The following is a 20,201-nucleotide window of genomic DNA, read 5'->3' on the forward strand; positions in this document are numbered from 1 at the left end:
GGTATCGATTCGGAGCGGGCGATGCGGCGCGCGAACCCCCTCCCCGTCGAACCGGGAAGGGGGTTTCGGCACGCCGCTTATTCCTTGCCGTTGCCTTCGGCCTGATTAGGGATGGTGGGGTCCGTTCCGAACAGCTTTTCGACCATCGCCATGAAATGCTCCCGGTACGGCTCCAGCGAGCGGCCCTGCCAGCTTTCCTGAGCGAGGCGGTTCAGCTCGTTGACGAATACCTGGTTGGCCGATATATAGACGTCCTGCACGGTAGGGTCCAGGGAGCGAATGCGCTCGGCGATCTTTTGCTTGAACATATGGGATAAATGCTCGTGATGCATCACGGTGTCGGCGCCGTTGCTGCCGGTGATCAGATCGCTTGGATCGGCCCCGTCGTCAAACGGCGTGTTCGGAGAGTACAGACCTTTCACCAACCCGTAATTGTTCGACTCCAGCCTGGAGTTGCCGCTCTTCGTTCCGGTGGCGGTTCCGTCGATCGTGATGCCGACATAAGCAACCTTGTCGCCCATCATGACGATCGCGCTGTTTACTCCGTTAAGAGCCTGCACCTGCTCGGACAAAAACTGGTTCATCTCCAGCCTGGCAATCCGGTGCGATACTTTGGCATATTGCTGCTTGGTTTGATAGGCGCGCGACGTATCCTGAGGATTCTCATGCCGCTTGCTGCCGTAATTGTGCGAGCTGTTGTAGTCGTACCAAGGGAAGCAGCCGCTGACCGTCAGGCAGAGGGCAATGCTCCATAGAGCGGCCAACCGACGAAATGTACGCATGGGTACCCCTCCTTTTTGTACACCGTTTAGGATTCATTCTTTGCGAAGATTTATACACGATCGTGAAGACGAGGCAAATATGCATAAAATGCGGGTCAATTGGAAATAACCAAAAGGAGTATCCAGGTTACAAAATCTGCAAAAACGCTTCCACTGCCAGTTTAGAACAATTTGTGAAGCTTTGTGACGTTTCATTGACAAACCATCTGGACGAATTTATAGTTATTATGGTGATCAGGTTCATTGACAAATTATGACCTTTGTTTACACTAACCAATTTGCTTTGTAAGGTGGGATTGATAAGATGAATCGGTGGCAAAATCTTTGGCGCTTCATCCCTCTCTTCGGGTTGATGATGCTCATCTTGACGGGATGCGGTGACGATACCATCTCCGCCTTGAAGCCCAGAGGTCCCGTGGCCAGAGATCAGCTGTTCCTCATGAAGCTCAGTATCGGCATCATGCTGCTGGTCGTTGCGGTCGTATTCGTGATTTACATCTATGTCCTCATCCGCTTCAGAAAGAAAAAAGGCGACAAAGACATAGTTCCGAAACAGGTGGAAGGCAGCCATACGCTGGAGGTCATCTGGACGGTCATCCCGATCATCCTGCTGCTCATCCTTGCCGTGCCGACCATTCATTACACCTTTAAGCTGCTGGAAGACCATCGCGACAATGAAGACGCCCTGCACGTAAAAGTAACCGCTCACGCGTTCTGGTGGCAGTTCGAATATCCGGAGCTCGGCATTGCGACGGCGCAGGACTTGGTCATTCCGACCGGCAAGAAAATCGCTTTTGAATTGACTGCCTCCGACGTCAAGCACTCCTTCTGGGTTCCGTCCCTGGGCGGCAAGATGGATACGAACGTAGGCAGCACCAACGTGTACTATTTGCAAGCAGATGATGTCGACGTATTCAAAGGCAAGTGTGCCGAGCTTTGCGGTGCATCCCACTCCTTGATGGACTTTAAAGTCAAATCGCTCGAACCGGCTGACTTCGACAAATGGGTTGCTCAAATGAAAACGCCTGCTTCGATTCCGGCGGACGCCAAAGCGGGCGAGCAATTGTTCAAGGATAACTGCCTGTCCTGTCACGCGGTTAGCGCGGAAGGCCTCGGCGCAGGTCCGAACCTGAACGGCTTCGCTTCTCGCGAGCTCGTTGCCGGCATTCTGCCGCATAACGACGAAAGCTTGAAACAGTGGATCGCCGATCCGCAATCCGTGAAGCCCGGCAACAAAATGCCCGCTTTCGGCGAGAATGCTAAGAACGCCATGAACCCGCTGAGCGATCAGGAAATCAACGATATCATCAAATACTTGAACTCGTTGAAGCTGCAGCCATAATAAGGGCTTGGGGAAATAAAGGAGGGTAACACGGTGGCTCACGCACACACAAAACGATATACCGGCCTTATGGATTGGCTGACGACGGTCGACCATAAGAAAATCGGTATCCTGTATTTGATTGCAGGAGGAATCTTCTTCCTTATTGGCGGGCTTGAAGCGATATTGATTCGGATTCAGCTGCTTTATCCCGACAATAAGATCTTTATCGGCGATACGTTCAACCAGTTGACGACGATGCACGGGACGACGATGATCTTCCTTGCCGTCATGCCGGTCATCTTCGCCTTCATGAACGCGATCGTTCCGCTGCAGATCGGGGCGAGGGACGTCGCTTTCCCGTTCGTGAACGCGCTCGGCTTCTGGCTGTTCTTCTTCGGCGGATTGCTGCTGAACACGTCCTGGTTCCTGGGCGGAGCTCCGGCAGCTGGCTGGACCGCTTATCCGCCGCTGTCCGGCATTGTTGACAGCACCGGGACGTTCAAGGGCGTAGACTTTTATTTGCTCGGTCTGCAGATTTCCGGTCTCGGTACGCTGATCGGCGGCATCAACTTCCTGGTGACGATCATCAACATGAGAGCGCCAGGCATGACTTACATGAGAATGCCGATGTTCACCTGGGCGGCGTTCATTACATCCTTGCTCATCTTGTTCGCCTTCCCGGCTATTACGGTCGCGCTGGTCGAGCTGATGTTCGACCGTCTGTTCAACGGCGGCTTCTATGATGTCAGCAAGGGCGGAAGCCCGATTCTGTGGGAGCACCTTTTCTGGCTGTTCGGTCACCCTGAAGTATATATCTTGATTTTGCCTGCTTTTGGCATCGTATCTGAAATCGTATCGACCTTCTCCAGAAAGCGTCTGTTCGGGTACAGCTCGATGGTGTTCGCGACAGCGCTGATCGGTTTCCTGGGCTTCATGGTTTGGGCCCACCATATGTTTACGACCGGTATCGGTCCTGTCGGCGATGCGATATTCGGCGTCGCGACGATGGCGATCGCCGTGCCGACAGGCGTCAAGGTATTTAACTGGCTGTTCACGCTCTGGGGCGGACAAATTCGCTTTACGACGGCGAATATCTTCGCAACGTCGTTCATCCCGACATTCGTTATGGGTGGCGTAACGGGGGTTATGCTTGCAGTTCCTGCGGCAGACTTCCAATATCACGATACTTACTTCGTCGTAGCGCACTTCCACTACGTTATCGTCGGCGGTCTTGTGCTCGGCTTGTTCGCGGCTTCCTACTACTGGTGGCCGAAGATGTTCGGACGCATGCTCAACGAAACGCTTGGCAAGATTCATTTCTGGACGTTCTTTATCGGTTTCCATATGACGTTCTTCCCGCAGCACTTCCTCGGATTGATGGGGATGCCGCGGCGGGTGTTCACTTTCGAGCCTAACGTAGGTCTGGAGCAGGGCAACTTTATCAGTACGATCGGGGCATTCCTCATGGGTGTCGGTACGATCGTCTTCCTGATCAACATCGTGGCAACGGCCAGAAAGCCGATCGACGCGCCGGCAGATCCGTGGGACGGACGCACCCTGGAATGGACGATTCCTTCTCCGCCGCCGGAGTACAACTTCAAGCAGACGCCTCTTGTACGGGGCCTGGATGCATTCTGGAAAGAGAAGATGGCCGGCAACAAAGAGATGACGCCGGCGGAGCCGGTAGGTCCGATTCATATGCCTTCGGCTTCTATCCTGCCGTTCCTGATGTCGGTCGGATTGTTTATCGCAGGCTACGGCTTCATGTACCACAAGTATGCGATCAGCATCATCGGGATCGGCATAACGCTCATTTGTATGCTTCTTCGCTCGGTGTATGACGATAAGGGCTGGCATATCGAGCCGGAAGAATTAAACGATAAGGGGGTTAAGGCATGAGTGCAGCACATCACGATGTAGGCGGCGCCCTGCCACCTCACGCGGAAACGGCTACGCTGGAAGGCAAGAACAAGGTTCTTGGCTTCTGGCTCTTCCTTGGCGGCGAGTGCGTACTGTTCGGTACCCTCTTCGCATCGTTCGTCGCGCTGCGCAATCAGGTGCCGGACGGCCCGACTGCCCAGCAACTGTTCCAGCTGGACCTGGTCGGTCTTTCGACCTTGATCCTGCTCACAAGCTCGCTAACGAGCGTATTCGCCATTATGGCGATGCATCGCAATCAGTTCCAGAAGCTGCAAGCGTGGATGCTGGTGACGATTCTGCTTGGCCTAAGCTTCCTGGGGCTGGAGATCTACGAATTCGTTCATTACGTGCACGAAGGCCACACGTTCTCCAAGAGCGCATTCTCTACCTCGTTCTATACGTTGGTCGGATTTCACGGCGCTCACGTATTGTTCGGAATTTTGTGGATCGGCTTGCTTGTCATTCAAGGGTACAGGAAAGGGTTAACGACCGTAACGGCACCCAAGTATTACGTTGCTTCACTGTACTGGCACTTTATTGACGTAGTGTGGGTGTTCATCTTTACCGTCGTGTACCTCATGGGAAAGGTGGGACCATAAGATGAGCAGTCAACACTCTTCGGCAGGCGAACGGCATCGTCTGGAAGGTCCAAGAAACCATTACATCACCTACATCATTTCGATCGTACTCACGATTTTAGCTTTCGCCGCCGTCCTGTACGGCGGTCTGGACAAAGCATTCCTGCTCTGGTTCCTGGTCGGTCTGGCGATCGTTCAATGCGTCGTCCAGCTGGCTTATTGGATGCACATGAAGGACAAAGGGCATCTGTTTCCTATCATAGGAATCATCTTCGGCTTCATCGTCGCTTTGCTGGCGATGGCTGCGGCAGTTTATTGGACTTGGTGGTAATTGTAGGGAGAGGCGGCTTGATCACTCGAAGCCCCTCTCTTTTGTATAATTAAGGGTTGTTTCACAAGTTGGACACATTCCGATGGCTTCAGCAAACGAATGAGAGGAGCGCCAATGATCATGAATGCCCAAGCCATTACCCATGCGGCTCACGGCGCCGCGCCGACGTTCGCTCAGTTGTGGAGTCCCGGCTTTTTGCTCGCTATGGTTGTGCTCGGCGTACTGTATACGTTGGCCACCGGTCCTTGGCGGAGCCGCTTTGCGGAAAGTGAGCCGGTCGGACTTAAGCCCAGACTTTGGTTCTGGGGAGGACTCGCGCTTTGGTATATCGCGGAAGGCAGTCCGCTCAGCTACTATGGCCACCATGAATTTTTTAGTCTGCATATGCTGCAGCAGGCGGTTCTGTATCTGGTCATGCCGCCGTTTTTGCTGCTCGGTACGCCGGGATGGCTGCTGCGTCCCCTTTTTCGCACGAAGGGTGGCGAACGCTTTATGAAAGTGTTTGCCAATCCGATGCTTTCCTTGTTTTTGTTTAACTTTATTTTCTCGCTGTACCATATTCCAATCGTGATGGATTGGCTTATGGTCCATGAAGCGGCGCTCCGGTTGTATTATGTGATTTTTCTGACGGCTGCTTTTCAGATGTGGTTTCCCGTCTTTTGTCCAATGCCGGAGTACGCGAAAATTTCGGAGCTCAAGAAAATGCTGTATATTTTTGTCAACGGCATTTTGTTGACGCCCGCCTGCGCGCTGATTATTTTTGCCAAAGATCCGCTGTACGCCTCGTATGCCCATATCCCGGCCACGATCTGGTTTCTTGAATCGGTGGACGACCAGCAGTTGGGCGGCGTCGTGATGAAGATCGTGCAGGAGATCGTATACGGCTTCGCGCTCGCCTATGTATTCTTCCGCTGGTATCGGAGTGAACGTCAGAAGGAAGAGGAAGAGGATTTGCTGAGCGACTCCATGATGCATTCCACTGGCAATGCTCATTGATTGCAATCCCGCAGCCCGTATGTCATATTTGCACAATAGGTGGGGATGAGGAATGAAAGTAGCCATATTGCCGACCATTAGCACCAGCTTCATCGTCATCAGCGCGGTGCTCGTCGCCATAGGCTGGTACCATATCGTCAACGGCCGCCAGAAGCAGCACCAAACCTTGATGCTGTGGGGCGCCGGGTTCGCGCTCGCCTTCTTTCTGATTTACGCAAGCCGGACCGTTTTTGTAGGAAATACGAGCTTCGGGGGGCCGGAAGACCTCAAGCTGGCCTATCATCTGTTCCTGTTCTTCCATATTGCCTTGGCTACGGCGGCTGGCGTGTTCGGCATCATCACGCTTGTTCTCGCCTTCAATAAAAAATTCGCCAGGCATAAAAAGATCGGCCGCTGGACGGCCGTCATGTGGCTGCTGACCGCTCCGACCGGCGTCGTCGTTTACGTGCTGCTATATTTGCTGTACCCTGGCGGGGAAACGAAGCCGATGATCGACGCGATCCTGGGCGTTTGACCGGTCTGGCGGTTATGGGGTTATAGGCTTTTGGGGTTGACGATATGAGCTGAAAGATCTCTCTTGCAGAGGTCTTTTTTCAATTTGCGCGACAAGAAAAGGCCGCCGATTCGTTCGGCAGCCTTATGCGAGGCAGTTGATTATCTTTTGTTGAAAATGTCAGTGAGCACCGGCACGATCTGCGATTTGCGGGATACGACGCCTTTCAGTACAGCCTTGTTGTTCTCCAGCTTCACGTTGTAAGCCTGCTCGACAGCGTCGGCGGCCCGCCCGATGGCGATACCGATGGAATCGTTGTTCAAAATGTCGGTTACGACGAAGAGGAACAGATCCAGTCCCTTCTCGGCGACAATGCCCGAAAGCGCCGCTTCGACTTCCGCCTGGCGCGACAGCACGTCATTGGTGTCCACCGCATTGACCTGGGCGATCTCAACCTTCGCGCTGCCCATCTGGAACTCCTTGGAGTCGAGCGAAATGAGCTCGGCGATCGACTTGTCGCTGAGATCGGCGCCTGCCTTCAGCATCTCGAGCCCGTAGCTCTCCGCGTTGACTCCGGCGATCTCGGCCAGCTCCTTGGCCGCAGCGATGTCTTCCTGCGTGCAGGTCGGCGATTTGAAGAGAAGAGAATCGGAGATGATGGCGGACAGCATGAGACCGGCAATATCTTGGCGGATGGCGACGCCGCTTTCTTTGTACAATTTGTTCAGAATGGTTGCCGTACAACCGACCGGCTCGGCGCGGTAGTACAGCGGACCGCTCGTTTCGAAATTGGCGATGCGGTGATGGTCGATGACCTCGGCAATGCGAACCTGATCGATGTCCGACGCGCTTTGCTGACGTTCGTTGTGATCGACCAAAATAACTTCCTTGGCTTCGCCGGCAACCGATTCGACGAGACGGGGAGCCGACGCTTTGAAATAATCCAGCGCATATTGCGTTTCTCCGTTAATGCTGCCCAGGCGGACAGCCTCTACGTTGCTGCCGAGGCTCTTCTTCAGTTCAGCATAGGCGATCGCGGAACAAATCGAGTCGGTATCGGGATTTTTGTGACCAAAAATAAGTACTTTGTCCATTCTCAGATCTTACTCCTTATTCGTCTTTTTGTGAAAAGTATAACCTACTGCGAGCGTGTCTATCAAGATTATACCACGATATGTCGTTTATTCCTATTAATTTAATGGGGATAAAAGAATATTTGTCCTCCAAGAGAGCAAATTTTTGAAATAAGTAGCAAGGAATCATAAAGAATACGCCTTTTATTTATGTTATTATTGCACTAAACCGGTAAATTAAGCGCTTACTATTCGGCAGAAGATCCGGTTATCCCGCTCTGACCATGGGGAAAGAGCACATGCCCATGGACAAGTGCATCGACCTGCTTAATGGGTCACATGAACGGTAGTCGATTAAAAAGGGAGGATCAATGAATGGCAAAGAAAAAAGCGTTATTGTCTGCCGCGCTGATTGCAGCGCTATTGACGGCTTGCAGCGGAGGTCAGGGGCAGGTGGCGTCATCCGGCGAAGGCGGCGGCGCCGAAGGCGAGGCGAAAGGCCAGCAATCGCTCGTCACAAGCGACCCGGTAGAGCTCGTGCTCTATTCAACGGCGGCAACCTCGGAGGAAGAGGTGCAGAAGAAGTTTATCGACCCGATCCAGCAACAGTTTCCGAATTTCACGATCAAGTATATAAAGAAAGGCAAAGGCACCAATATCGATGAACTGGTCGCCGCAGGACAGCAAATCGATATTTATTATGAAAGCGTGAATTTTTTCCATACGGTGACCAAGTTCGGGCTTGCCTACGATATGACGGAGCTGATCAAGAAGCATAACATCGATATCGGTAAATTCGAGCCGACGATGATCGACTATGCGCAGGGAATGTCCGGGAACGGCATCTACGGCCTCCCTGTATGGTCCGAGAACGTTATTTTGTTTTATAACAAAGATATTTTCGACAAATTCGGAGTGCCGTATCCGACCAACGGCATGACGTGGAACGAGCTGCATCAGCTGGCCAAGCAGCTGACAAGATCCGATGGAGGCAAGCAATATTTGGGCTTTGCGGCTTCGCCGTCGCATACGCTGAGAGCCAACCAGTTCTCGCTCACTTTCCTGGACAGCCAGACGGACAAAGCGACGATCAATGCGAATGAACAATGGAAGAAGCTCTTCGATTACTATTATATTGCGCCATCCAATGATCCGGGCTTCCGCAAGGCGATGGAAGGCTTGAAAAACAAGCTGCCGTACAAGGATCCGTTCCTGAAGGAGCGTAACCTGGCCATGCTCGCCTACTTGTCTCAGCTGGATTGGGCGGCTGGAGGCGCGGAGGGCATGAACTGGGATATCGCTGCGCTCCCGACCTTCGAGGAGCTGCCGAACGTCGGTTCGTCGGCTTACCCTTTCTATTGGGGGGTAACGGCACAGAGCAAGCATAAGGACGAGGCAATGGCCGTCATCAAATTTTTGACCGACACCGAGTACCAGACCAAGCAGGTGCGCAGCGGCACGATGACGACGCTGAAGGACGAAGCGATCAAGCAGCAGTTCGGGCAGGACAGCCCGTACAAGGACAAAAACTTGAGCGCCGTCTTCCATAACAGCTATGCGGCGCTGCCGATCAAGTCGATGTACGAAGGAGATGCGCAAAAAGCGTACGAGGATACGGTTCACGAAGCCGCACTGGGCGTTTCGGACCTGAACACGCTGTTCCGCAAAATCGAAGAGACCGCCAACAAAGCGGTCGACGCGGTGAAAGCGGGGAATTAAACGCGGAAGAAATAAGGGCATGGCGCTCGTTAACGGGCGCTATGCCCTTTGCCGCTTTCCAGAGGTTGCAGTCCGACCGTAGCTGGCCCTTCGCATTCCAGGGGAAGCGGCGACCTGCCGTGGCTGGCCCTTCGCATCCCGGGAATAGCGGCAACCGGCTGTAGCAGCCCCTTTGCAAGTTCATCCGGCGGCGGATTTACGACTTCCGCGCGCGCTCGGCTTCGCACTGCTTCCGATACTGGAGCGGCGGGAGCCCGGTTATTTTTTTGAATGTCGTGTTGAAATGGGCGATATGGCTGAAGCCCGTTCGCTCCGCGATCGTCACGACTTTGTCATTCGTGTCGCGCAGCAGCTCCTGCGCTTTCCTCACCCGGACAGCCTGCACATACTCCCGGAAGTGAAAGCCGGTCATCTTTTTAAAGATGCGGCTCAGATAGGATGGGCTGACATAAAAGTGCCGCGCCACTTGTTCGAGCGTAATCTCTTCTTGATAATGCCTGTTCAGGTAAGAGGCGATTTGCGTAATTTTTTCATGCATCGGATGAGGGTATGGAAGCGGCTCTTCGGGTTCCGACTCGTTCAGCCGGTAAATTCGGATCAGCAGCTTCGCCAGAAGGGCCCGGACGCAGGTGATATAACCGTCTTTTTGCTCCCTGCATTCGGCTAGTATTTCCCGGAACAGCCGTTCGTTCGATTGAAACGCTTTCAACGGGAAGCGAATGAGGGGGGACCTGCTCCGGAAAGGAAGCCACGGCGAGACTCCCCCAGGAAGTGCAGGTCGCAGGAAGTCGTCGGCGAAGTTGATGAGAATGCGCTCGAATTCAGGGACCTCCGAGCTTTCCGTGCGGTGAAGGTCGTACGGGTTGACAACGATCATGTCCCCCCGCCGGGCAGTCAGCACCATGCCGTTGATAAAGTAGGTGCGTTCTCCTTGAAGCAGGAAGAAGATCTCGTAAAATGGGTGAAAGTGGGCGTTGGCCATGGTCGAATAGCCTCTTCTGTACATATATTGAATGGAAAAGTCATTCTCTCCAATCATATATTTTGGACCACAAATATCCATCGCCGCATACCCTCCCGTTTCGCTGGTTACGCTTTCATTATACCTGATTTCGCTGCGGATATGGATACTTTCACCAAATTGAGAAAAATGTCTATCCGAAGTCCTTTATCGTGCAAACCTAGACTTTGCTGCGACAAGAGATATTCCGCCGGCGGCCTCGAACTCCGCGTCAGCGGTCGAACCTCGCGTTAGCGGTCGAACTCCGCGTCAGCGGTCAAACCTCGCGTTAGCGGTCGTTTTTCTTGGAACGGCAAGTCGCACTTCGCTCGCTTCAACACTTTAGCGAAGTTAGACGGTAACGCGAAAAGAAAGCTCCCGCCCCACCGGAAACGGTAGGGACGGGAGCGTGCGGGCCGCGTATGGCGTCTTGTTGCTTAAAAAAGACTCTTGTTCAAGGCTGAGAAACGGGCACGGCGTCGAAGTATTCCTCCAAGGTAATGCCTTTCGCGGCCATTTCCTTGGCGATCTCCACTCCGACGTACCGCAAATGCCAAGGCTCGTATTGATAGCCGGTAATGTTCTCCTTGCCTTTCGGATAGCGGATGATGAATCCGTATTCCGGAGCATGCTCGGCGAGCCATTCCGCTTCCTTGGTGTCGGCGAAGCAATCGGACGCTGCGCATTTGCCGTCGCTGCCGGAGACGTCGATGGCCAGCCCGGTCTCATGCTCGCTGGTGCCCGGTACGGCGCTGTAGGTGCGGGCTTTGGCTTCGCCGTCCTTCTTGACATAGCGTTCGAACAGCGCCTTCTGCGTGGCTCGGGAACGGTAAGCGGACACGCCGGCCAGCGCGACGCCGTCCTCTTTGGCAGCGGCGAACAGTTTCTCGAGCGCTTCGGCGGCTTCCTTGCGCAGCATACGCTTCTCGATCTTTTCCTTGAACAGGAACGGAACGTCCGGATAGACCAGATCGCTCGGCTTGTAGTTGTCCGGCAAAGCGTTTTGCTTGTTGACAAGGGCCGTGATGCTTTCGGGCTTGGCGACGACCTGCATTTCCTTGTCCTTCCCCGAAGCGTCATTCCCCTGGTTGACGGGTTGGCTCTTGTCCGCAGTCTTGCCGGTGGTTTTGTTCGCTCCGTCGTCCGCAGGCTCGTTCTGTTTGTCTGGGGCGGCGTCTCGCCCGGTCGGAGCATTCGGGGCGGCTGCGCTGCCCGAAGCCGGCGTTGCGTCAGAGCGCCCGCTATGCGGGTCGCCAGCGCTGCTTGCCGCGCCGGAAGACGGCCCGCCGCTCTCCGCAGGCGGCGAGGCGATCTCTCCGGGGGCTTCGTTGCCGCAGCCCGCGATTGCCAGTGTGAGAGCAAGCAGCAGGGCAGACATCGTTGTCATTTTGCTCATGGTAGCTCCTTTTATGGTGTCGGATAAAATTCGGCATTCAGGCCGCTACCTTAATGGACGATGTTGGGCCGCAGAAAGTTACATATCGGCGCGACGGGAGCATCCGATCGGCGCGACTCGGCACGAAGCGGACCGCCAACCGACGGAAGGGGAAACCGAATGCTGCAGACATAACGACAGGGAACGAATGGTAAGAGGGAAACCCCCGAAACCTTCGGCCGGGGTTCTGCGTCAATACATATGAACAAAGCGAATGAGGGCCTGCCAGCAAGGATTAAAGTGCGCTGCCTCCGAAAATGAATCGGTATTCCCAATGCTTGCCCTGGATGTTGTCGATGCGGACGCCGCCGGACTCCTTGGAGTATGTATGCAGGATTTGCCCATTGCCAAGGTAGATGCCGCAGTGGGTAATTCGCTGATTCGACATATCGCTCGGATAACTCGATTTGCTTGTCCCTTTATAAGACATAAAGAACATGATGTCGCCAGGCTGCAGCTTTTTCCAGTCGGTTGTTATATTGCCCTTCGACTTTACGTACTCGCCCTGCTTGCGGGAATCGCTCGGAAGCGTAATGCCCAGCGCATCCTTGAAGGCTTGTCTTACGAAGTCGGAGCAATCGAATGTTTTCGTATTCGAGCGGCTGGAGCCGTACTCGTACGGCGTGCCCAAATATTTTTTGCCCGCAGCAATGACCTTTTGGGCCGCTTGGGAGGCCGGGATCGACGGCGTCGAACCGCTGTTATTCCCGTTCGATGCGCCTGTGCTGATATATTTCGAGCTGGTGGAGACATAGCCTGTCTTTCCCGAAGAGGTGCGCACCTTATACCAATAATTGTTGACCTTGCTAAGGATTTGGACCTGATCCCCTTTTTTGAGCAGACCGTATGATTTTGCGCTGGTGCTTGGGCCGCTGCGGAAGTTGACGCCTCCTACGATGGTCGCGTTAGGCTGGAAACTGCCGGAAGACGTATTCGAAGACGACGAACCGGAGTCGGTTGTGCGAATATACTTGGAGTTCGACGAGACGTAACCAAGCTTGCCGCTGGAATCGCGGACTTGATACCAATATTTGTTGACTTTGCTGACGATATCGACTTGTTCTCCATCTTTCAGGTAACGGTATACGGTGGAATCGACATTCGGCGCGCTGCGGAAGCTGACGGTATCGACAATGACGGCATCCGCGGCATGGGCTTTGTCTGCGATGAAAGCGCCGGCACCGAAGGTAACGGCTGTGGCAAGCAGCAACGACGACAGTTGTTTGTTCATGTTGTACTACCTCCTGTGAATCTGGATGTAACAAGCCTGAATTGGCATTGATCGCTCTCTGTTGGGAAGAGATGCCGTTTTTGGGCCTGCAATATGAGCTTAACATGAGAAAAAACGGTAAGCCTAGAGGTAATTCCTGACATGCTCTCGTGTCGGGCTATTTGACATGCCCGCAGACAAGCGCCACAATGAGAATAAGCGAGAACACGTGTAAGTCTTGAAGGAGGTTGCTCAATTCTCATGATGGCCGTTAATGTGGGGCCGGTCGTCCTGCAGTGGAGCACGCTGGCGGCGCTGCTGGCGGCGCTGGCCGGCTATGTCGCGCTGCGGCTTCGGCTGCGGAATACGGCCGAAGCTGCGCCGGTCGCTTCTGCGGCCAGCACGGCGCTGCTCATCTGGCTGCTCGTCTGGAAGCTGAGCGTGTACATATTCGATCCGTCGGCGGTTCAGGACGGGTTCCGGTCGCTGCTTTATTTCAACGGCGGCGTCCAGGGCGCGATCCTGGCGTCGGTCCTCGCTGTTCTTTGCCTTGCTTATGCCGCCTGGAGAGGACGAGCTTCCCGCCACGCTTATATCGATTCGCTCTTGGCCGCGATTTTGAGCGGGTGCGCCGCATACGGGCTGCTGCAGTTCGCGGCGGGAGAAGGTCACCGCCTGACGACAGGGGGCATGACGCTGTGGTGCGCAGCGGCGGCTCTGTACGGTCTGACGCGGCTGCGTTTCTCGCCGATACGGCAGTCTCTGCAGCTCGCGCTCGTTGCCGCGATTGGCGCCTCGCTGCTGTGGACAGCGGCGGCGAACGGATGGGAGCGGACAAGCGCTGCCGCCGCCCCGGGAGTCGGCTTGAAAAAGGGGCAGTTGGCCCCGGACTTCGAGCTGGAGAGCTTGGATGGGGAGAGGATCAGGCTGTCGGATTATCGCGGCCGAACCGTCGTGCTTAATTTTTGGGCTACATGGTGCCCTCCTTGTCAGGCGGAAATGCCCTACCTGCAGCGGTTCTACGCGGACTTCGGCATGGAGGACGCGGTTGTGCTGGGGGTGAACGCCACGACGACAGAAGTCAGCCGCGTCGTCGTCAAGGCATGGGTACGCGAATGGGGACTGACCTTCCCGATCGTTTATGACGGCGAAGGCGAGGTCGGGCAGACGTATCGGGTAACGGCTTATCCGGCAACGTACATCATCGGCCCGGACGGAGTCATTCGGCAAAAGCATCAAGGACCGTTGAATTACGAGCAGCTGAAGCAGGCGGCAGGGTTAAAGTGATGCCGAGCATTACTTCATGTTGCCTGGCATTGCTGTCTGTGCTTATTGAAAGAGGGACCCTTCTGGGAAAGCGGGGCCCCTCTTTTTATCGTTATGGAAAGTTTAGCTTGGATTAAAGCGAAGTGCGACTTTCCGTACCAGGAAAACTACCGCTGAACCGCGGTCGCTCATCCTTGAATGGACGTCGATATACGTTTTCTTAACATGCGTGCCGGAAAAAGTAACTCCGCTAAAGGCGTGCGAGCGATCGCGTTTTTCCGTACCAGGAAAAACGACCGATAAACCAAGCGCGGCCGTTCCTCTCGGAATGTACTTCTATCTTGAAAATTTGGCGGTATACGCCGACAAAATTTCAATACCGCAGGTGACGACCGATGACGAAAGGAAGCGCTCGTCATAGGCGTCTATCTTGAAAATAGCGCGGGGCCCGCGGCCCATTTTCATCTTCTGATGGTGCCGCGCAAGCCGCATGGGGGTCTATCTTGAAAATAGCCCCCAGGGCGGGCGGCTTGCGTCTTGATCTTACTCTCCCGCAAGCTGTGCCCGGCGTAGCCGTCCGTCGTCCGGCAGCGGGATGTCCGCCCATGTCCGGCCGGCTCCGTTAAACTGCGGCAGCCACGGGGCAAGCGCGTCGAACATCTCGTCGCACATTCGCCATACTTCGTCGGTCGTGCACACGGCAGCCGTCAGCGGATCGTGCAGCACTGCCTGCTTCACCAGCTCGCGGTCGCCCGTCAAGGCCGCTTCAACGGCCATCTCCTGCACGCTGACGCTGGCGCAGCACGTAGCGGCGCAGGCAAGCGGCAGCCGGCCAGTGAACGTCGGCTGAATGCCGTTGCGGTCGACATAGCACGGAATTTCGATCGTGCATCCGTCGGGCAGGTTCGTAATCAGGCCTCGATTGCCGATATTGAAGTGTCCGCGGTAGACGCGGCCGGTCTCCAGCGCTTCGAGGATGTAGGAGCCGTGCTCCTCCGACCGCTCTCCGAGCTTGATGAATTCCAGCTCTCCGTTCAGCCATTTCGGGTAATTGTCCCGATATTCGTCCCTGCTGCTCAGGCAGTGATTCAAATAGCCGCCGGTTTCCCCGCCGATCCACACTTTGTCGTATATCCACTTGGCCGTTTCCTCTTTGCCGCGTTTGCGATACCAGGGCAAATATTCGCTGAGATGGCCGTTCGATTCGGTCGAGAAGTAACCGAACCGCCGCAGCACGTCGATACGGCAAGGCTCCTTCTCGGCGATATCGGGGTTCTTTTCCATGGCCGGCAAAATATCCTTCAGCAGGCTGCGTCCCCGGTGCGACACTTGAACGAACCAGGTCTGGTGGTTGATGCCTGCCGCGGTGTAATCGACCTCTTCCTTGGGCAGCCCGAGCGCTTGAGCGATGAGCGCATGGCTGTGCTGCACGCCGTGGCATAGCCCGACAGCCCGTACGCCGCCGGCGCGCCGCAGCGCCCACATGTTCATCGCCATCGGATTCGAATAATTGAGCAGCAGCGCCCCCGGCGCGAGCTCCCGCATATCGCGCGCGATATCGAGCAGCACGGGGATCGTGCGCAGCGCGAAGAACACGCCGCCCGGGCCGAGCGTGTCTCCTACGCATTGATCGACGCCGTATTTCAGCGGAATTTCAATATCGTGGGCGAACGCTTCCAATCCTCCGACCCGGGCCGTGCAGAAAACATAATCGGCGCCGGCGATCGCTTCCCGCTGATCCAGCGCGGCGGAGACGGTTGCCGGCAGGCCGTTCTTCTCGATCATCGCCCGGCACAGATTGGCGGCCATCTCCAGGTTCTCTTCATGGATATCCATGAAACGGAATTGCGCATTCTGAAACTCCGGGACGGCCAGGATGTCCATCACGAGGCGGCGGGTGAAGCCGATGCTTCCCGCGCCGATCATGGCGATTTTCAACATAGAAATCCCCTCCGAATTTCGCATTTTAGCTGCTTGCCGAATTGACATAACGCTTCAGTCAGCTTCATAATAAGGCAATCGGAGAGAAGCGACAATGATAACATATTATCGAAAGGATGAGACTATATTGCTGTATCCTCATGAGGCTTGTGAAAGGAGCAGCATCGGCTTCAAATATTTGTCCGAGGCGGGGATGCCGATTCGCCTGATCAACATCGGCTGGGACCGTGTCGTTTCGCCGCAATACCGGTGGCATGGCCTGCGGCGGGGCGGGGGGTATGCGATATTCCAGTACACGCTGAACGGCCGGGGCATGCTGCGCATCGGCGAGACGAAGCATGCCTTGCCGAAGGAGACCGCTTTCTTGACCGTTGTTCCCAGCGATCACGAATATTATTTTTCCGAGGAAGCGAGCGAATGGGAGTTTTTGTACGTGGTGGTGAACGGGTCTGACGCGATCCATCATTGCACCGAGCTGATCCGCCGGCTCGGGCCGGTCATCCCGCTTCGCGACCGCCAGGAGCCGGTGCTTGCGATCAGCCGGCTGTACGCGGAGCTGTGCCGCAATCCGCAGCTCGACAAATACGTCATCTCGGCCAGACTGTACGAATGGCTGATGGAGCTGCACCGGCTGGCCGAGGGGAGAGATATCGTCCGGGCGGACGAAGAGTTGCCGGGGCCGATTCGCGCGGCGGTCCGGCTGATGAAATCGCGGTACAGCGAAGACTTGTCCGTCGACGATATGGCAAGCGCCGCCGGCCTGACGAAGTATCACTTCTGCCGGCAGTTCCAGAAGAAGACGGGGCTAAGGCCGAATCAATATTTGCGCAAAATCCGCGTGGAGCAGGCGGCCCGGCTGCTGCGCCATACGGAACGTACCGTCGAGGCGATCGCGCGAGAGACCGGATTCGGCTATACGAACTATTTTATCAAGGTGTTCCGCTCGTTTGTCGGCGTCACTCCGAACGAATACAGGCTCGGCAAGCAGGTCGATCCGGTGTCGTTCCTGCGAGTCGAGCAGTAAGGCCGCCCGGCGTCCGGTGCCAAGCAGCGCGTCGTCCGGTGCCAAGCCGTCCGGCGGGCCAGGCCGCCCGGCGTCCGGTGCCAGGCAGCCCTCCTCCCGGCGGCGGAGCCTTTCACGGCAAGAAGCCGGCCTGACTGACGAACAGCCCCTCCTCCGGAAAATAGCGGCGCAGCGAGTCCAGGACGCGCCGGTAAGCCCGCGGGTCGTACCATTCCTCGCAGCCGAGCCGCGCATAGAGCGGCTGCAGGCCGAGCCGGGCCGACCGTCTGCCGCGGCTGCCGTCGCCCATGATGTAGTCGTCCACGACGACCCGGCGAATCCCCGTTGCCGCGAGCGTCTCGGCAAAGCGCTCGGAGGAGGGGAGCACAGGGGATACGGCAGCCTGCACGTCGAGCCCCGCTTCGGCCAGCGTTCGCAGCACGCGCAGCCTGGCATGAACGGGGGGAGCGGCGGGAGTGAACGTCCGGCGAACCGCCTCCAGATCCGTCTCGAGGGTGACGCTGACGCGAACCCGCGAACCTATGCGCTGCAGCCAGTCGATATCTCGCAGCACGAGCGGACTGCGAGTCTGCACAAGCAGAAACTCGGGCCGGATATCCATTGCTCCTTCCGGCAGCCAGGCGTCGTCCCCGGCCATAACTGCAAGCAGCGAGCGGGTGAGCTGCAGACGATACTCGATCGGCTGGTAAGGATCGGTCGCGGAAGACATGAAGATCGACACCGGGCCTTTGCGGCGCTCCCGACGCAGCTCCTTCGCCAGCAGCTCGGCCGCCTGTTCCTTGACATCGACCCACGTCCCCCAAGGCTCTCCGCGAAACTTGGCTACGGGCATCTCGCGCACATAGCAGTAGGTGCAGGCGAAGGCGCAGCCTGTATAAGGGTTCAACGTATGGGAGTAGCCAGTCAGAAAGCCGGAGGCCGGCGTCAGCAGCCGGGTTGGCGTCTTGTACGACAGGTGAACGGGCATGGGGCAGCTCCTTTTTTTCATTTTTGAGCAGTTATTATTGATGATTGATCATTCATTCGATGAAGTGTTTCCTGGTTCAAAGGTGTCGCAACACGCTTCCTTTTACATCGTAATGCAATCCTTCCTCCATGTATATCCTGCGAATGGCAGTCTCCGGGCAGCCTCGTAACAAGAAGGGTTGCGGCCGAGTTCGGAAGCAATATTTCCCATTTCGGGAGGTATTATTTGCGGGGTGTCGAATATATAACATAATCCTATACATCCAAGAAACGCATCGTATCCGAAGTTCAATAACGTCAACGACAAGTCACAAAATAAGGGGAGCGGGGATCGAGAGTGCACATGCACGCCGGACATTTTAACGGATCTCTTGTTCTATTATCGGTGTTCGCCGCAGTCGTATCTTCCTATATGTCGCTCGATCTGGAGCGGCGTTCCATCAAGATTCGGCACACCCTGAGGTCCGCCGTTATAAGGCACAGCGGTTCGGCGATCTTGGGAATCGGCATATGGATTGTGCATTACATCGGAATGCTGGCTTATCATCCGTCTGCTCCTATACAGGATCAACTTCCGACGATGCTGTTGTCCATTGCATTCGCGGTGGCAGGATCGTTCGCCGCCGCAGCCTTGGCCGGATCAAGAAGCCCGTACCGCTTCGTATGGTCGGGCGTATGCCTGGGTGTTGGCATCCATGCCATGCATTATACCAGTATGGAGGCGATAAAAGGCGACTACGAGGTGCATTACCACCCCTTCCTGTTGACCGCTTCCGTACTGGCGGCGATGATCGTTTCCTTGGGCTCCATGTACAAAATATTTCAGATTCGCAATTTGGCGCGCCCTGCCGAATTCGGTTGGAGGCTGAAGCATGCGGCATGGCTCGGAGCTGCTGTCGCTGCGATGAACTACACCGGTGTGCTTGCCGCCACCTTCGTCCCTTTGGACGAGATGTTGTCCGGCGAGATGGCAAGCCTGTCCCACACCTATGCGCAGCTCTCTTCCGGCGGGCCGCCCTATTGGGCCGCAGGCGCCTTGCTGCTGATCGCAGGCTTTATGATGCTCGGCATCTATCTGGATCGCTGTCTCGCCTACGAAACGTCGGGGCTGCCGCCGCATCATGCCGCCGCCCTGTTCGAGCAAAATCCCGACGGGGTGCTCTCGCTTGACTTGAACGGGCGGATTGTCGGCTCGAATCCGGCGGCCGAGAAGCTGACGGGCCTGACCAAGGATGCGCTGATGGGACTAAGCGGCCGCTCGCTTGCCGCCGATATCGGAGGCGGGCCGTTCGACCAATGGCCAGGGCAGGCCAGGCAGGAGCCGCCTCTTCCTTTCAGCGGCGTCCCTCCGGGAGTGGCCGCGGGGGCGGCGGATCTGCAGGTGACGGCATTCTCCTTTCGGCTGGGCCGCCGCATTCGAGGCGCGTTCGCCGTGCTGCGGGATATCTCGGAGCAGCAGCGCGAGGAGGCGAGGCTGAGAAAGGCCGACAAGCTGTCCATGGCCGGTCGGCTGGCCGCCAGCGTGGCCCATGAGATTCGCAACCCGCTCACCACCGTCGTTGGCATGGTGAAGCTTATCCAGCGGGGAAGGGCGAGAGAAGAATATTTCGAGCTGATTTTCGCGGAAATCCGGGCGATCGAGACGATCGTGGCCGACTTCCTGCTGCTGTCCGAGATGCACCGTCACGATTGGGAGCATTGTTCCCTGGCCTCCCTGCTGCAAGGCGTCCTCGAACGGGTAAGGGAGCAGGCGGAGGCGGCGGGAATCCGCATGAATATGAACAACGGGGCGACTTCGGCCCTCGTCCGGTGCCAAGCGGCCAAACTGAAGCAAGCGCTGTATCATTTGCTGAAAAATACGATCGAATCGATGAATGATGGGGGGGACATCGTGATCAGCTTGTACTCCACAGCTTCGCATGACGTGATGGTACGCATCTCGGACCCTGCCGGAAAGGCGCCGCCCGAGTGGCACGCTTCGCTCGGAGAACCGTTCTACAGCACGAAGTCAAGAGGGACCGGGATCGGTCTGATGATCAGCTATCACATCATTCTCGAGCATGAAGGGCGGGTGGAACTGCGCAGCGGCACAGCGGACGGGAATGTGATCGAGGTGACGCTGCCGCTCGCCGGCATTTCGTGA

17 protein-coding genes are annotated in these 20,201 nt (G+C 56.1%); 10 read left to right on the top strand and 7 right to left on the bottom strand.

Going from position 1 to position 20,201, the window contains the following annotated elements; all coding sequences use genetic code 11:
* Positions 1-77 precede the first annotated feature (77 nt).
* Positions 78-782 carry a YhcN/YlaJ family sporulation lipoprotein gene (locus F591_RS0104520; RefSeq protein WP_019533401.1) on the bottom strand — a complete coding sequence of 235 codons (705 nt, stop codon included), beginning with the start codon at positions 780-782 and terminating at the stop codon, positions 78-80.
* Positions 783-1,086: 304 nt separating this feature from the next.
* On the opposite strand from F591_RS0104520, the gene coxB reads away from it, so the two are divergent.
* The 6 genes from coxB (at position 1,087) to F591_RS0104555 (ending at position 6,445) form a co-directional block, all read left to right on the top strand.
* Complete coding sequence (gene coxB, locus F591_RS0104530; protein WP_019533403.1) at positions 1,087-2,124, top strand: cytochrome c oxidase subunit II; 1,038 nt, start codon at positions 1,087-1,089, stop codon at positions 2,122-2,124.
* 69 nt (positions 2,125-2,193) lie between these two features.
* The gene (gene ctaD / locus F591_RS0104535; RefSeq protein WP_019533404.1) at positions 2,194-4,005 is read left to right on the top strand and encodes a cytochrome c oxidase subunit I; all 1,812 of its coding nucleotides are present in this window, start codon (positions 2,194-2,196) and stop codon (positions 4,003-4,005) included.
* Positions 4,002-4,625, top strand: coding sequence for a cytochrome (ubi)quinol oxidase subunit III (locus F591_RS0104540; RefSeq protein ID WP_019533405.1), 624 nt, complete (start codon positions 4,002-4,004; stop codon positions 4,623-4,625). The genes ctaD and F591_RS0104540 overlap by 4 nt, the downstream gene beginning before the upstream one ends.
* Before the next feature lies 1 nt (position 4,626).
* Positions 4,627-4,935: a cytochrome C oxidase subunit IV family protein gene (locus tag F591_RS0104545; protein WP_019533406.1), complete on the top strand. Its 309-nt coding sequence runs from the start codon at positions 4,627-4,629 to the stop codon at positions 4,933-4,935.
* A gap of 120 nt (positions 4,936-5,055) precedes the next feature.
* A complete protein-coding gene (locus F591_RS0104550; protein WP_051109099.1) occupies positions 5,056-5,931 on the top strand; it encodes a cytochrome c oxidase assembly protein in 876 nt (291 codons plus the stop codon).
* A 52-nt stretch (positions 5,932-5,983) separates the two neighbouring features.
* Positions 5,984-6,445: a DUF420 domain-containing protein gene (locus tag F591_RS0104555; protein WP_019533408.1), complete on the top strand. Its 462-nt coding sequence runs from the start codon at positions 5,984-5,986 to the stop codon at positions 6,443-6,445.
* 140 nt (positions 6,446-6,585) lie between these two features.
* Here F591_RS0104555 and F591_RS0104560 read toward each other — a convergent pair whose 3' ends face one another.
* Positions 6,586-7,518 carry a manganese-dependent inorganic pyrophosphatase gene (locus tag F591_RS0104560; RefSeq protein WP_019533409.1) on the bottom strand — a complete coding sequence of 311 codons (933 nt, stop codon included), beginning with the start codon at positions 7,516-7,518 and terminating at the stop codon, positions 6,586-6,588.
* 354 nt (positions 7,519-7,872) lie between these two features.
* Here F591_RS0104560 and F591_RS0104565 point away from each other — a divergent pair, with 354 nt between their 5' ends.
* Positions 7,873-9,216, top strand: coding sequence for an ABC transporter substrate-binding protein (locus tag F591_RS0104565; RefSeq protein WP_019533410.1), 1,344 nt, complete (start codon positions 7,873-7,875; stop codon positions 9,214-9,216).
* Between the two features lie 196 nt (positions 9,217-9,412).
* On the opposite strand, the gene F591_RS0104570 is transcribed toward F591_RS0104565, so the two are convergent.
* From F591_RS0104570 to F591_RS0104580, 3 genes are all read right to left on the bottom strand, one after another.
* The gene (locus tag F591_RS0104570) at positions 9,413-10,279 is read right to left on the bottom strand and encodes a helix-turn-helix transcriptional regulator (protein WP_019533411.1); all 867 of its coding nucleotides are present in this window, start codon (positions 10,277-10,279) and stop codon (positions 9,413-9,415) included.
* 391 nt (positions 10,280-10,670) lie between these two features.
* Complete coding sequence (locus tag F591_RS0104575) at positions 10,671-11,612, bottom strand: M15 family metallopeptidase (protein ID WP_019533412.1); 942 nt, start codon at positions 11,610-11,612, stop codon at positions 10,671-10,673.
* A 274-nt stretch (positions 11,613-11,886) separates the two neighbouring features.
* Complete coding sequence (locus F591_RS0104580; protein WP_019533413.1) at positions 11,887-12,882, bottom strand: C40 family peptidase; 996 nt, start codon at positions 12,880-12,882, stop codon at positions 11,887-11,889.
* A 240-nt stretch (positions 12,883-13,122) separates the two neighbouring features.
* Here F591_RS0104580 and F591_RS0104585 point away from each other — a divergent pair, with 240 nt between their 5' ends.
* Positions 13,123-14,148 (top strand): peroxiredoxin family protein, encoded by a 1,026-nt coding sequence (locus F591_RS0104585; protein ID WP_019533414.1) that lies wholly within the window; start codon positions 13,123-13,125, stop codon positions 14,146-14,148.
* A 522-nt stretch (positions 14,149-14,670) separates the two neighbouring features.
* On the opposite strand, the gene melA is transcribed toward F591_RS0104585, so the two are convergent.
* Positions 14,671-16,068 carry an alpha-glucosidase/alpha-galactosidase gene (melA, locus tag F591_RS0104590; protein ID WP_019533415.1) on the bottom strand — a complete coding sequence of 466 codons (1,398 nt, stop codon included), beginning with the start codon at positions 16,066-16,068 and terminating at the stop codon, positions 14,671-14,673.
* 127 nt (positions 16,069-16,195) lie between these two features.
* Between melA and F591_RS0104595 the strand changes: the two genes are divergently transcribed.
* Positions 16,196-17,092: an AraC family transcriptional regulator gene (locus tag F591_RS0104595; protein WP_019533416.1), complete on the top strand. Its 897-nt coding sequence runs from the start codon at positions 16,196-16,198 to the stop codon at positions 17,090-17,092.
* Positions 17,093-17,204: 112 nt separating this feature from the next.
* On the opposite strand, the gene F591_RS0104600 is transcribed toward F591_RS0104595, so the two are convergent.
* Entirely contained in the window at positions 17,205-18,059 is an 855-nt protein-coding gene (locus F591_RS0104600; RefSeq protein WP_019533417.1) for an SPL family radical SAM protein, read from the bottom strand.
* Between the two features lie 342 nt (positions 18,060-18,401).
* Here F591_RS0104600 and F591_RS29435 point away from each other — a divergent pair, with 342 nt between their 5' ends.
* Positions 18,402-20,201, top strand: coding sequence for an MHYT domain-containing protein (locus F591_RS29435; RefSeq protein ID WP_019533419.1), 1,800 nt, complete (start codon positions 18,402-18,404; stop codon positions 20,199-20,201).

Origin of the sequence: Paenibacillus ginsengihumi DSM 21568, from assembly GCF_000380965.1 — a bacterium.
GTDB lineage: Bacteria > Bacillota > Bacilli > Paenibacillales > NBRC-103111 > Paenibacillus_G > Paenibacillus_G ginsengihumi.